Below are 12,926 nucleotides of genomic sequence, written 5' to 3'. Positions count from 1 at the left end.
ATCATATCCCAACATCAAACAAATCAGTAGACAAATATCTTTCTCCTGTGTCTGGAAGAAGAACAACAATCATCTTTTTTTTGTTCTCCTGTTTTTTGGCAAACTCTAAAGCACCATAAAGTGCTGCACCAGATGATATCCCAACCAAGATACCTTCTTCTCTTGCTAAATATCTTGACATCTCATATGCATCTTCAGCTTTTACCTTGATTATTTGGTCATATATTTTTGTATTCAATACCTTTGGCACAAACCCTGCACCAATTCCCTGTATTTTGTGAGGACGAGGCTTTTCCCCTGACAAAACCGCAGAGTCAAAAGGTTCAACTGCCACAATCTTAACAGATGGTTTTTTTTCTTTCAAAACCTCACCAACGCCTGTAATTGTTCCACCTGTGCCAACCCCAGCAACAAATATGTCAACATTACCATTTGTATCGTTCCAAATCTCAAGTGCTGTTGTTTTTCTGTGAATTTCAGGGTTTGAAAGATTTTCAAACTGCTGTGGCATAAATGCATTAGGAGTTGAATTATAAATCTCAAAAGCCTTTTCAATTGCGCCTTTCATACCCTTTTCACCAGGTGTCAGAACAATCTCTGCTCCATATGCACGCAACAATTTTCTTCGCTCTATAGTCATTGTTTCTGGCATTGTCAGAATTAACTTATAGCCTTTCACAGCGCAAACCATGGCAAGAGCAATACCTGTATTGCCGCTTGTTGGCTCAATTATAACTGTATCTTTATTTATCAAACCTCTTTTTTCAGCATCCTCAATCATAGCAAGACCAATTCTATCCTTTACACTTCCACCGGGATTAAAATATTCTATTTTTGCAATTATTTCTGCATCATACTCTTTTGAAAGTTTATTTAATCTTACAAGTGGTGTTTTACCAATAAGTTCTGTGATATTATTATAAATCATAAATATACCCCCAATTCCAGTCGAAATAGTATGTTTTTATTTTATTATAATCCTTTTTTATACTCGCAGTCAAAAAAAATTAAAGAAAAGTTCTTACTGATTGTGAATTTTAGAGAGCTCTTCTCTTATTATTTCTCTTATTCTCTCCTCTGAAATAACTTCTGACTTTGTCGCAAGGTTCATTTTGTTTAAAATGTTCTCAACCTGCTTTGCAATATAGTCGTTGAGCTCCTTTCTTTGCTCTTCGCCCTTCTCCATAATCTTATTTACCATTTCTTGCACTTCATTTTTGCTAATCTCACCTTTTTCAGCAAGCTCATTCAAAAATTTTTCTACTTTCTCTTTTGAGATGGCAAAAACTCCAAGCCCGATGTTGATAACCTTTTCTAATAAATCCTTCACTTCTCACACCTCCACAAATATTATTTTTCTTTTCTGATAATCATAACAAGCATGATGATAATAAGAACAATCAATATTAATATACCCAATCTTAAAGCCCATAAATACCATGCTGATAAAATTGTTTTATACAAGGCTGGAGAAAGCAAACCTCCAACCGTCATACCTGCAATTATTATACTAACTGAAAGAAGAATAACCGAAAGCGAAACCTTGTTTGCAAGTCTTTCCATTTGGTGCAAAATCTTGTCTATGTTTTTAATCTCGATATTAACTGTAAGTTCGTCCTCTTCGAGCTTTTCTAATATTGTCTCTGTCTTTTTGGGCAAAAACTCAAGTAAACTAAAGTAAGATGACAAGATGTTAAACAAATTAGCAATGCTAAGTCTAGAAAGCCTATTTTTGAACACAAGCCTATTTACATACGGCAAAATTGCCTCTAAAATATTTAAATCAACTTTCAAAAGAGCAATGTCATTCTCAAGAAGGCTGAGCGTCCTGCCAAACAAAACAAACTGGTGCGGAATTTTTAGCTTGTACTTAAACGTAAGCTTAAAGACATCATTGAACACATCTGCTACCTTAATAGAACTGATGGGCTGGTTTATATAGTGATTAACAATACTTTCAATATCATTGTAAAATTTATTGGCATCAATGCCTTTTTGAATTATTCCAAGCTCTTTGAAAGCCTTTATTGCCCTTTTCTTATCATTCAGAACTATTCCCAAAAGCAAGTTAGAAAGATTTTCTCTATCTTGTTTGCTAAGGTAGCCTACCATTCCAAAGTCTACAAAGGCAATCTCGTGATTATCTGTAATTAAAATATTACCTGGATGAGGGTCTGCATGAAATACTCCCAGCTCAAATATCTGCGAAAGATACAGATTTACAAGTTTTTTGCCAAGCTTTATTCTCTCTATCAACGGAATTTTTTCAACCTCTATAGTGCCTAAAGTGCTTGCCTCAACAAAACTTGTAACAAGAACCTCTTCAGAGCAAAGCTCATCATACACATCAGGAATAATAACTTCCTTGGTTGAAAGAGCTTTCCTGAGCTTTTTTATGTTGTTTTGTTCAAACCTGAAATCTATCTCTTTTAAAAGCACGTTTGCAACTTCGTTTACTATATCCGAAAAACTGACAATATTTTTTACTGGTGAGTACTTGTCCAAAATTGCACTTATTCTTTTTAATATCTCTATATCAGTTTTAACCTCATTATCAACATTAGGTCTTCTTATTTTCACAGCAACCTTTTTGCCATCTATATAACCTATGTGGACCTGACCAATTGAAGCTGTTGCAATTGGCTCTTTTTCTATATACTCAAACTTATCAAAGATGCCATTTCGGACCAAAATACTTTTTGCCTCATCAAAGGAAAATGATTTTACGTTTTCCTGAAGATTTTTAAGCTCTGCTATAATGTCTTCTGGCACAAGGTCAGGTCTGTTAGCAAGAAGCTGACCCATCTTGATAAATGTTGTCCCAAGCTCTTCTAAAGCATTTTTAAGCCTCTGTCCTCTATTTACTTTGTTCTCAGAAAACCTTTTAAATTTTACAAGTGGGGTGCTGCTAAAGATATAGCCAAAGCCATGCTTTACAAAGACATTTATTATAAACCTGAGCCTGTTTATCCTTTTTCTTTTTGTGTTTGGCAAACAAACTCACTCCATTAAAATCTTTTCTACTTCCTCGCGGGATGAAGTTTTTACTAACTTTTCAAAATCCTCTTCGTTCAAAATCTTAATACCAAGCTGCTGAGCCTTTGTAAATTTGCTACCAGGGTCCTGACCTACAACCACAGCTGTTGTCTTTTTAGAAACACTTTCTGTCACTTTTGCCCCAAGACTTTCTAAAATCTCTTTTGCCTCATTTCTGCTATACTTTGACAAAGTCCCTGTCAAAACAAATGTGTAGCCTTTTAAAATATCCGATTTTGCTTTCTTTTCAGAAACTGTATTGACACCAGCAGCTTTCAACCTTTCTATTAGGTGTCTTGTCTGATCCTGCCTGAAAAATGTCACAACGCTTTTTGCCATCTTTTCACCAAAGTCAGGAAGACTTAAAAGCTGCTCTTCTGTTATAGTAAAAAGGTCATCTATAGACGATATATGCTCAGCAAGAGTTTTTGCAGCTTTTTGCCCAATGTGCCTTATTCCAAGCGCGTATATGAGTCTGTCTAATGGTCTGTTTTTAGATGCTTGTATTGCTTTTAGCAAATTATTTGTTGACTTTACTCCAAAACGCTCTAAATTTACCAAGTCTTCAAACTTCAAATAATAAATATCAGCAGGAGTCTTTATAAGACCTCTTTCAAACAAGGTTTTTACAACCATTTCGCCCATGCCAGCAATGTCCATCGCATCGCGCGAAACAAAGTGCAAAATTAACCTGTAGCTTTTAGCAGGGCATTCAACACCTGTGCACCTGTATGCAACCTCATCTTCAAATTTTATAACATCTGCTCCGCAAACAGGACATTTCTTTGGCATCTCAAAAATTCTCTCTTGACCTGTTCGCTTTGAAAACACAACCTCAACAACCTCAGGAATAATCTCTGCAGCTTTTTGCACTATCACAGTGTCGCCAATTCTTATATCTTTTTGCCTTATATAATCCATGTTATGAAGAGTTGCCCTTGAAACAACAGAACCTGAAATTCTAACAGGCTCCAAAATTGCTGTTGGTGTAAGAATACCTGTTCGTCCCACATTGACCTCAATATCCAAAAGCTTTGTCTCCTTTTTCTCTGGCGGGAATTTATAAGCAACAGCCCATCTTGGCGACTTTGCAGTCTCCCCCGCAACATCTCGAAGTCTTAGTTGGTTCAGCTTCACAACAGCACCGTCTATCTCAAAAGGAAGTAAGTCCCTTTTTTCTTCAATCTTCTTTATAGCTTCAAATGCTTCTTTAATATCCCTGCAAACAACATAGTCAGGTGAAACTTTAAAACCCAGATGCTTTAAAAACTCAAGCGCTTGTGCATGTGTTTCAAGCTCTTTTTCGCACCACTGGACATTGAACACAAATATATCAAGCTTTCTTTGGGCTGTTATTTTTGGGTCAAGCTGACGAAGCGACCCCGCCGCTGCATTTCGTGGATTTGCAAAAAGAGGCTCTTCATTCTCTTCCCTTTCCTGGTTGAGCTTTATAAACTCATCCTTTGGCATGAACACCTCTCCACGAACAACAATGGAGATGTCTTCTTTTAACTTTAGCGGAATAGACCTTATAGTCTTTAAGTTTTCTGTCACATCCTCGCCTATATTCCCATCCCCACGGGTTGCACCTCGGACAAAAAGACCATTTTCATACTCAAGCGCAACAGAAAGCCCGTCAATCTTGTACTCAACGACATAGTCAAAATTAGATGTACCAAGAAGTTCCTTTAGTCTTCTGTCAAAATCGTAAAGTTCCCCTTCATTGAATACGTTTGAAAGTGAAAGAAGTGGCACACGATGTACAACCTCTTTAAAGCCCTCTTTTACCTTTCCACCAACCCTTTGAGTAGGAGAATCTGGAAATACATATTCAGGGTATTGCTTTTCAAGCTCAACAAGCTCACGATATAACATATCATATTCATAGTCGCTGATCTCTGGATTATCTTCAACATAGTATTTATAATCATGATAATTGATAAGATCAACAAGCTCTCTTATTCTCTTTTTTATAAACTCACTCATGCGCCTTTTTCACCCTCTTTGTTTACAATTTTAAAATTTAGGTTTAGTAAATGTTTGTAAAGTTGGTATTGATTTTGGATTTATATATTTTCAGATCATCTTTTTTCTTAAAGTCTTCAAAAAGGCTGTAAACGATATCCACAAACACCTTCTCGCTCTCATAATGACCAAGCTCTATTATGCTCATGGATAGCGACTTTGCCAACAAAATCCCGTGGTGACCAACTTCCCCTGTGATAAGACAGTCTGCACCTTTGAAATATGCATCCTTTATAAGGTCCTTACCAGAACCACTGACAATGGCTAGCTTCTTAAAAGCATCTTTTTGAATGCTTGCTTTTACAAAGTCAAGTCCAAGTTTTTGTTTTAGCTCTAAAATAAGTTCTCTTGCCAAAACCTCTCTTTCACCAACAACTCCTAAACTTTCATATGATATTTCATTTTCAAGCCGGTATATGTCATATGCAACCTCTTCATAAGGATGAGCTTTTAACATCGCTCTTATCACATTTTTAAGCTTATCTTCAGGTACTATGCTCTCAAGTCTCACCTCTTTAACCTTTTCTAACCTACCGACCTGTCCCAAAAAAGGGTTTGCACCTTCTTGAGGTTTAAAACTTCCTTCACCTTCTGTGGCAAAAAAGCAGTGGCTGTATTTTCCAACAAAGCCCGCACCTTCATTTGCCATTGCCTCTAACACATTTTGAACATAGTCTACCGGCACATACACCACAACTTTAAAATACCCATTTTTTTGTTTGACGCTCAAACCTTCAACGTTTTTAAGACCTATGAGATTGGCAAGCCAGTGGTTTATACCGTATTTCGAGACATCTGCACTGGTGTGAGCAGAGTATATATTTATGCCGTTTTTGATAGCATCTATGATAATCCTTCCTTCTGGTGTGTCATCTTTTATGCTTTTGATTCCCTGAAAAATAAGGGGATGATGGGAAATTATAAGCTTTGCTCCAAGCTCTAATGCTTCTTTTATAACCTCTTCTGTTATATCAACACAGATTAAAACCGAATCTAATTTGTCTGAATAACTTCCAACCTGAAGACCACAGTTGTCCCATTCATATGAGAGCTTTTTGGGAAAATAGGTCTCTATAAACGAAATTATCTCCTGAACACTTACCACTTTTTCAATTCCTCCTCAATCATAATTAAAACCTTTTCTTCATATGAGGTATCTAAAAAGCTCTTCTTTTTCATCCCTATGATTTTCTTCATCTTTTCTTTCATTTTCAAAAGAAATTCGTAAGCTTCTTCTGTTCTGTCAAGAATGTGTCTTCCAATGTAAATATCTTTATCTGAAAAAGATATTTTTTCCGGCAAGTAGCTGGATTTTATAATAACATAAAACCTGTTTTTGTCTTTTACAACTTTTTCATTTAATATATCAAACCCATTTTCAAAAAGCCATTTTCTTAAAAGCTCAATGTCTTTCATTGGCTGCAATATCAAGGTGGTATTAGATATTCTGTCCTTTGCCCTGGATAAAATACTACATATGTTTTCTGCTCCCATCCCTGCAATAACAGCTTCATCAACACTGCCCTCAATTGGGTCAAATCCGTTGCCAAGTAAAAACTCTATTTTATCATCCACATTTTCTTTTTTAGAAAGCTCTTTTGCTTTTAAAAGAGGTTGAAGATTGATGTCAACTGCAAAGACTCTATTTGCAATTTTTCTTTTGATAGCTTCTACCGCAACATATCCGTGGTCACATCCTATATCAGCAAGAGTATTGCACCTATCCAATAGATTTATGATTTCCTCAATTCGCTTTGAAATCACTAAAACCTTTCTCCCCAAAATCTATCTTTTTCTTTCTAATAACAATTATAATTTTTGTCAATAATAATATCAAACACTTTACTTAGCAGGAATAAAAGAAATGAAAAAGCCAAGTGATATTGAAAGAATAACAGAAACATTCCAAAACTATTTGAATCTTAGCAAGGAAGATAGTCAAAGCAATCTCAAAACAACCATAGAAAATCAAAATACACCAATTTTTAAAAAATTAGAAGAAAAAAAGAGGTTGTAAGAAACTTACACAACCTCTTTGTTCTTTTCTTCACTTTTAACAAGCTCTTCAATGAAAAGCCTTGCTAAGAGGTAGCAAATGGTAGACTCTGCACCCTGGTTCTGGTTAATGCCATCCTCTTCTATACCGTCTCTACATCCTCCTGTTTTTTCATCATACAGAGGTTTTCTGTGAATATTTTCACCCAAAAACCACCTGAAAGCTTTGAGAGCTTTTTCTTTGTATTCTTTTTCTTCAGTGATTTTATAAGCCTCAGTATAGGCAATCACACAGTCACATGCATCAATTGGTTGTTCATCAAAATAAGGACGTTCTTTCCCTTTTTCATACCATCCTCTGTTCCCTATAACTCTCAAAAAGCCATTTTCAAATAAAATACCAGACAAGAAATCAAGAGCTTCTTTTGCAACCTTTAAATACTTTTCTTTTTCTGTAACAGCAAAAGCTCTAAACAAAGCATAGGGAATTATCGCATTGGCATATGTGAGCTTGTCTGAAAACCATTTCCAGTTTTCATCTGAGTGTTTGTGGTAAAAGTTTAAAAGTTTTTCAGAAAGAGCTTCTAAGTACATTTTTGCTTCACTTGAAAACTCTTTTATGTCGTGCAGTATTGAAAGTGCAATCACTGAATATGCGATGCTAATTGGGTGGGTGAGGTGCAAAACATTTCTGAGCGAGCGTTTTAACATCACATACGCAAGCTCTTTAATAGAGCTATCAAGTATCTCAGAGCTGTAAACATACGAAAGAGCAATCAAAGACCTTGCAAAACAGTCTTCTGTGCCTTTCTCGTCCAGAAACACCCTTGAATAATTCATAAAGTTTCTGAAAAAGCCATCCTCAGTGTAAGCATTGTATAAAAACGCCATGTATCTGTAAACAAGGTCAAGGTAAGATTTGTCTCCTGTCTTTTCATAAAGCCTCAAGGCAACGATCAGCGCTCTTGCATTGTCATCTGTGGTATATCCTTCTTTGTAGTTTGGGACTGAGAATTTAGCGTGCTGCAAAATTCCTGTTGAGTCTGTCATTCTAAAAAGATGCTTTGTGTTCAAAGAAGGAAGGGCAAGCCTTTTTGTTCCTCTTTTCATGCTATCACCCCTACCTTCTTGTTTATTTCAACAACATCATAGAATATATCTATCATTCTCTTTGCAACATTGTGCCAGTACATTTCTTTGCCAATCTCCAATGTCTTTCTTTCAATCTCTTTCCTGAGACTTTCATCTTTCAAAAGCATCAATATACCATCTGCAATCGACTGTGCATCTTCAAACTCTACAAGAACACCTCTGCCATCCGAGAGCATCTCCTGAGCGTAAGTATAAGGCGTCGAAACTATAGCCTTGCCAGAACCAATAGCATATGCGAGCGTACCTGATACTGCCTGCTCCCTCCCTATGTAAGGAGTCAGGTAAATGTCGCTCAGTCGCAAATACTCCATTATTTCTACTTTTGTTAGATATTTGTCAACAAACTGGACGTTGTTTTCTAACTTTAATTCTTTTACCATATTCATAAGTTTTTCTCTATACTCTTCACCCTTTATTCTTTTGATATTTGGATGTGTTTGACCCAAAATTAAATACACAGCCTCAGGAAATTCTTTTCTTACCTTGTCCATTGCTTCAATCGCATACTCTAAACCCTTGCCAGGGCTAATAAGCCCAAACGTGGATATCACTTTTCTACCTTTTAATCCATACTTTTCTTTTAAAGTCTCTCTATCTTCAAGTTCCATATAAGGAACACCATGATGAACAATTTCAATCTTTTCTTCTTCTATGTCATACACTTCCATTAGAATATCCTTTGTTGTTTTTGCCATTGTTATGACCTTGAAACTTGCATCTGCCAACTTTTTCAGTATCTCAAATTGTTTTGCAGTTGGATTTTTCAAAACTGTGTGGAATGTTGTAATGATTGGTTTTTTGATAAGCTTCACAAATGGGATTATATAATCTCCATCCTCCCCACCAAATATCCCATATTCATGCTCAATTATCACAACATCAATGTCAGACATATTAATAAGATTAGCTGCTTTTACATAATTTGAAAATTTATCTTGGTTAATATCATATATTACTCTATTGTCATAAATATGCTTGTCTTTGCTCAGAGCAACTATATAACAACGTCTTACATCATTATATTTTTCAATTGCATTTACCAAATCCTGTGTAAAAGTGGCAATACCACATTCTCTCGGAGGATATGTGCTTACAAACACTGGCTTTATAGCCATTTCAATCCCTCCTTTTCAAAAAATATTTAGCTTGTAGCTAAAATTATTTTTCCCACTGCCACTTTTACTTATACCTTACTTCCGAAAACCGCTGGAATCCCACAGACGACATGAGACTTTGACTTTATACCCTGACTTGTTTTACTTTGACCTTCCTTGATTTTCATTATACTCATCTGTGAATACTTGTCAATTATTAAAAAAGTCTATTTCGGACAATTTAAGACCAAAATTCACGTTTATTTTTCAATTTTTTGAGAAAAACCAATTCTATCTTTAATTATCTCCTAAAATCTAATGTTTATTATAAAAATCTTTTGAAGAAAAATTATTTTTAAAAATGTTGACAAAATGAAAAAAGAGGGTATAATAAATAAGTGATAGGGGTATATGGTATAGGGAGGGTTCGAAAGTGGATGAACTGAGCAAGGAAAAAGAGAATCTCCTGCTGAGACTCAGAAAGATTGAAGGACAGATTAAGGGTATCCAGAAGATGATTGAGAATGACAAGTCTTGCAACGATGTTTTGACACAGATTGCAGCTGTAAAAGCTGCACTCAACAAGGTAGGAGCAATCATTCTTGAAAAGTATTCAAAGTCATGCATTGCTGAGTACAAAAATACTGAAAATGAAAAAAGCATTGATGAGCTGATTGAAACCTTATTAAGGTTTATCAAATAAATAAAAATGGGTATATATAAAAATTGAAAGGGGATGTGATAAAGATGGCAAATAATATTGTAACACTGACAAGTGAAAATTTTGAAAGAGAGGTCTTGCAATCAGATATTCCTGTTGTTGTTGATTTCTGGGCAGCGTGGTGCGGACCTTGCAGAATGGTTGCACCTGTTATGGAAGAGCTTGCTCAGGAATATGCAGGGAAAGTAAAATTCGCAAAACTCAATGTTGATGATTATGGTGACATAGCATATGCATTTAGAATCATGAGCATTCCGACAATTATGCTCTTTAAAAATGGCAAAGCAGTTGACAAGATTATCGGTGCAAGACCTAAGAGCGACTTTGTAAACTTTATAAACAGGAATTTGTAATATCTTAATGCTACTTGAAAAAACCACCTGAAAAGGCGGCAGGGATAAAACTGCCGCCTTTTCTCGTATATGTTTTAGAAAATCTCAATATACCAATGTTACCTCGGCCTTTATCTCAATTGTTCCAGGCTGAATTTGGGTTGATGTTGAAGAAGCCATAGCTTCTGCCTTGTAGTAGAATATAGGAGGATTGTTCACATAGCTATTTTCAGTAACAGATTTTGGCTTGCCAAGGCTTAAGCCAAGCCCTTTTGCAATTGTTGCTGCCTTTTGCTTTGCATTTTCAAGTGCTTTTGAGAGTGCCTGGTTGTAGTAAGGCGATGAGTTTGAGATATCAAATGTTAGGCTACTGAATGTGTTTACACCATTTTTGAATGCAGTGTCAATCACCTTTCCAACAATAGAAAGATTTCTTACAGTTACAGTCAAATCAGTTGATGCATAAAATCCCACTATCTTTGAAGTGCCGTCATCTTTGTTGTAAGAATATTTTGGATAAACATTTACTCTGAGTGTCTTTATATCCTTTGGGTCAATTCCAAGCTTCTTTACTGCATCAATGGTTTTGTTAATCTTTGCTGCAGTCTGAGAGTATGCAGCATCTGCACTGATATCTTCACTCACAACTCCAAATGTCAAAATGGCTATGTCAGGTTCTACATACACCGATGCCTGTCCTTTTACAGTAATCTCTGTTTTTGCTTGATAAGATGCAGATGATGCATCCACCTTTGGTGCAAAAAATACCAAAAAAGTTGCCAAAAGTAGCAAGATTGCCAAACTTACAGCTCCAATCTTTTTGTTTTTCACTTTCAACTAAATTCCCTCCTAAAATACAACTTCTTCTTGTTTTTTATTCTACCTTATATAACGCTTAACTTCCATAAATGTTGTGACCTTTAAAAATTTTTATCCAAAAAGCCTTTTGAACTGCATCGGAGTTATCCCTTCTAATTTTTTGAACATGTAGCAAAAATAGCTTGGATTTTTGAATCCAACCTCATAACACACTTCTTTTATTTGAATTATAGGGTTTTTTATCAAAAGTTCTTTTGCTTTTTGAATTCTAATTCTTATTAAATATTCATAGGGTGTTGTCTGAAAAGTTTTCTTAAAAACTGAGCAAAGATGCTGTGGTGAAAGACCAATCAGTTTTGAAAGCTCCTCAAGAGTGATGTTCTTGTAATAATTCTCTTCGATATATCTTAGGATTGGAAGTAGCTTTAAATAATTACTCTCAAAATTTCTTTCAATTTTGTTCTGGAGATTCAACGCCATGTGAAGGATGAAACTATAAATTAGCTGAGAACATTCAATTGAAACTATATAATTGTAAAATGATGCTTTATTCGAAATGGCTTCTAAAATGCCTTCCAAATACTGTTTGCTTGAGAGTTTAAATATTTCAAAAGGTTTTATTCCCATGGTTTTTAATATCATCTCACAAGCAGGGCCGTTGAAAGTAAGCCATACTGTTGACCAATCAGAAGATATCGCATAATATTCATGGGGAACACCTGGCCACAAGAAAAATGCCACAGACTCATCAACAATGTATTCCTTCCCATCCACAATTAAAACTCCTCTACCTTGCGCGGTGTGAAGATAATGAAAATCCGGATGCCCATTCTTTCGAACAATATGCTCTTGAGACTGGTTAAAGCCCACGCTTTTGAGATAAATAGGAAGTCCTTTTTCCAAAGAAGTGTTGACTATAAAGCAGGTTTTCATAATGCTGTCTTTCCCCTCTTAAAAGTCTCAAAGCTTGTTTTCTAAAATCTGTAAAATGATATTATATTGAATAATCTTTTAGCCCAGTGCAACAAATATAGAACCTGCGGCAATTAGCAGCACTCCAATTGCTGTGTAAAATGAAACTTTCTCGCCAAGAAAAATGGCAGCAAGTACAATTGCAAACACAACCGAAAGCCTGTCGATTGGCGCAACCTGCTGAACCTTCCCATTCTTGAGAGCCAAAAAATAGAAAAGCCATGATAGAGCTCCTGCAACGCCACTTAAAACAATAAACAAAATAGCCTTTTTATCAGCTAAGATTTCCCCAACCTTGCTCAGTCTCCCCTGAAATGCAACTACAATGATTAAAAAAGCAGCCATAATCACGGCTCTTATAGCTGTTGCAACGTTTGTATCAATGCCTTTTAGACCAATCTTCCCAAATATTGCAACAAGAGATGCAAACAGAGCTGATAAAAGTCCGAATATTAGCCACAAATAGTTCATTTCAGCATACCTCCAAATCAACCAGATGTATAGCTAATTACATTTTAGCCAATAATCAAAATGATAGCAATTAAAATTTTTAAATAGAGGGAGAGGTATTGAGGTCAAATGAAAGGGTCAATTGATATTTTGTCTCAGATTTCACAGCTCAAAGAGGTTGACTATAAAAACACCTTGATGATAACCTCGCTAATTGAAGTTTTGGTTGACAAAGGCATTATTGCACGAAAAGAAGTATTTGAAAAATCTATATTTTTGGACAGGCTAATTGAAAGCGAAGCACAAAGGAGGATTGAGAAGAGCACATAA

At 35.7% G+C, this 12,926-nt stretch carries 15 protein-coding genes; 4 read left to right on the top strand and 11 right to left on the bottom strand.

The annotated features are described in order from the left end of the window. Position 1 precedes the first annotated feature (1 nt). The 6 genes from cysK to CALHY_RS05720 form a co-directional block, all read right to left on the bottom strand. On the bottom strand, positions 2-928 hold the full coding sequence (cysK, locus tag CALHY_RS05745) for a cysteine synthase A (RefSeq protein ID WP_013403038.1): 927 nt from the start codon (positions 926-928) through the stop codon (positions 2-4). 93 nt (positions 929-1,021) lie between these two features. Then, positions 1,022-1,330, bottom strand: a complete 309-nt coding sequence (locus CALHY_RS05740; RefSeq protein WP_013403037.1) for a phasin family protein — start codon at positions 1,328-1,330, stop codon at positions 1,022-1,024. Positions 1,331-1,350: 20 nt separating this feature from the next. After that, positions 1,351-2,994 carry an ABC1 kinase family protein gene (locus CALHY_RS05735; RefSeq protein ID WP_013403036.1) on the bottom strand — a complete coding sequence of 548 codons (1,644 nt, stop codon included), beginning with the start codon at positions 2,992-2,994 and terminating at the stop codon, positions 1,351-1,353. A gap of 6 nt (positions 2,995-3,000) precedes the next feature. Further along, the gene (gene ligA, locus CALHY_RS05730) at positions 3,001-5,022 is read right to left on the bottom strand and encodes an NAD-dependent DNA ligase LigA (protein WP_013403035.1); all 2,022 of its coding nucleotides are present in this window, start codon (positions 5,020-5,022) and stop codon (positions 3,001-3,003) included. 43 nt (positions 5,023-5,065) lie between these two features. Beyond that, a complete protein-coding gene (locus CALHY_RS05725; protein ID WP_013403034.1) occupies positions 5,066-6,166 on the bottom strand; it encodes a Nif3-like dinuclear metal center hexameric protein in 1,101 nt (366 codons plus the stop codon). After that, positions 6,160-6,825 carry a class I SAM-dependent methyltransferase gene (locus tag CALHY_RS05720; RefSeq protein WP_013403033.1) on the bottom strand — a complete coding sequence of 222 codons (666 nt, stop codon included), beginning with the start codon at positions 6,823-6,825 and terminating at the stop codon, positions 6,160-6,162. Before CALHY_RS05720 ends, CALHY_RS05725 begins: the two co-directional genes overlap by 7 nt. A gap of 100 nt (positions 6,826-6,925) precedes the next feature. On the opposite strand from CALHY_RS05720, the gene CALHY_RS13740 reads away from it, so the two are divergent. Next, positions 6,926-7,078 (top strand): hypothetical protein, encoded by a 153-nt coding sequence (locus CALHY_RS13740; protein WP_013403032.1) that lies wholly within the window; start codon positions 6,926-6,928, stop codon positions 7,076-7,078. A gap of 5 nt (positions 7,079-7,083) precedes the next feature. Here the strand turns inward: CALHY_RS13740 and CALHY_RS05715 are convergent, their stop codons facing one another. Beyond that, complete coding sequence (locus CALHY_RS05715) at positions 7,084-8,166, bottom strand: D-glucuronyl C5-epimerase family protein (RefSeq protein ID WP_013403031.1); 1,083 nt, start codon at positions 8,164-8,166, stop codon at positions 7,084-7,086. Beyond that, positions 8,163-9,323 carry a glycosyltransferase family 4 protein gene (locus CALHY_RS05710; protein WP_013403030.1) on the bottom strand — a complete coding sequence of 387 codons (1,161 nt, stop codon included), beginning with the start codon at positions 9,321-9,323 and terminating at the stop codon, positions 8,163-8,165. The genes CALHY_RS05715 and CALHY_RS05710 overlap by 4 nt, the downstream gene beginning before the upstream one ends. 412 nt (positions 9,324-9,735) lie before the next feature. Here CALHY_RS05710 and CALHY_RS05705 point away from each other — a divergent pair, with 412 nt between their 5' ends. Beyond that, on the top strand, positions 9,736-10,005 hold the full coding sequence (locus tag CALHY_RS05705) for a metal-sensitive transcriptional regulator (protein WP_013290262.1): 270 nt from the start codon (positions 9,736-9,738) through the stop codon (positions 10,003-10,005). A gap of 44 nt (positions 10,006-10,049) precedes the next feature. Next, on the top strand, positions 10,050-10,376 hold the full coding sequence (gene trxA / locus CALHY_RS05700) for a thioredoxin (protein ID WP_013403029.1): 327 nt from the start codon (positions 10,050-10,052) through the stop codon (positions 10,374-10,376). An 84-nt stretch (positions 10,377-10,460) separates the two neighbouring features. Here trxA and CALHY_RS05695 read toward each other — a convergent pair whose 3' ends face one another. The 3 genes from CALHY_RS05695 to CALHY_RS05685 form a co-directional block, all read right to left on the bottom strand. After that, positions 10,461-11,186: an SIMPL domain-containing protein gene (locus CALHY_RS05695; protein WP_041723365.1), complete on the bottom strand. Its 726-nt coding sequence runs from the start codon at positions 11,184-11,186 to the stop codon at positions 10,461-10,463. Between the two features lie 99 nt (positions 11,187-11,285). Then, positions 11,286-12,107 (bottom strand): helix-turn-helix transcriptional regulator, encoded by an 822-nt coding sequence (locus CALHY_RS05690; RefSeq protein ID WP_013403027.1) that lies wholly within the window; start codon positions 12,105-12,107, stop codon positions 11,286-11,288. A 78-nt stretch (positions 12,108-12,185) separates the two neighbouring features. Beyond that, a complete protein-coding gene (locus CALHY_RS05685; protein WP_013403026.1) occupies positions 12,186-12,617 on the bottom strand; it encodes an EamA family transporter in 432 nt (143 codons plus the stop codon). Positions 12,618-12,725: 108 nt separating this feature from the next. On the opposite strand from CALHY_RS05685, the gene CALHY_RS05680 reads away from it, so the two are divergent. After that, the gene (locus CALHY_RS05680; protein ID WP_013403025.1) at positions 12,726-12,926 is read left to right on the top strand and encodes a hypothetical protein; all 201 of its coding nucleotides are present in this window, start codon (positions 12,726-12,728) and stop codon (positions 12,924-12,926) included.

The organism is Caldicellulosiruptor hydrothermalis 108, assembly GCF_000166355.1.
GTDB lineage: Bacteria > Bacillota > Thermoanaerobacteria > Caldicellulosiruptorales > Caldicellulosiruptoraceae > Caldicellulosiruptor > Caldicellulosiruptor hydrothermalis.
This window is presented reverse-complemented; position numbering and strand designations above follow the sequence as displayed.

Excerpts from the sequence above, each read along its gene's own strand:
- cysK (WP_013403038.1), bottom strand. The coding sequence starts at position 928 with ATGATTTATAATAATATCACAGAACTTATTGGTAAAACACCACTTGTA.
- ligA (WP_013403035.1), bottom strand. The coding sequence starts at position 5,022 with ATGAGTGAGTTTATAAAAAAGAGAATAAGAGAGCTTGTTGATCTTATC.
- CALHY_RS13740 (WP_013403032.1), top strand. The coding sequence starts at position 6,926 with ATGAAAAAGCCAAGTGATATTGAAAGAATAACAGAAACATTCCAAAAC.
- CALHY_RS05715 (WP_013403031.1), bottom strand. The coding sequence starts at position 8,166 with ATGAAAAGAGGAACAAAAAGGCTTGCCCTTCCTTCTTTGAACACAAAG.
- CALHY_RS05710 (WP_013403030.1), bottom strand. The coding sequence starts at position 9,323 with ATGGCTATAAAGCCAGTGTTTGTAAGCACATATCCTCCGAGAGAATGT.
- trxA (WP_013403029.1), top strand. The coding sequence starts at position 10,050 with ATGGCAAATAATATTGTAACACTGACAAGTGAAAATTTTGAAAGAGAG.
- CALHY_RS05690 (WP_013403027.1), bottom strand. The coding sequence starts at position 12,107 with ATGAAAACCTGCTTTATAGTCAACACTTCTTTGGAAAAAGGACTTCCT.
- CALHY_RS05685 (WP_013403026.1), bottom strand. The coding sequence starts at position 12,617 with ATGAACTATTTGTGGCTAATATTCGGACTTTTATCAGCTCTGTTTGCA.
- CALHY_RS05680 (WP_013403025.1), top strand. The coding sequence starts at position 12,726 with ATGAAAGGGTCAATTGATATTTTGTCTCAGATTTCACAGCTCAAAGAG.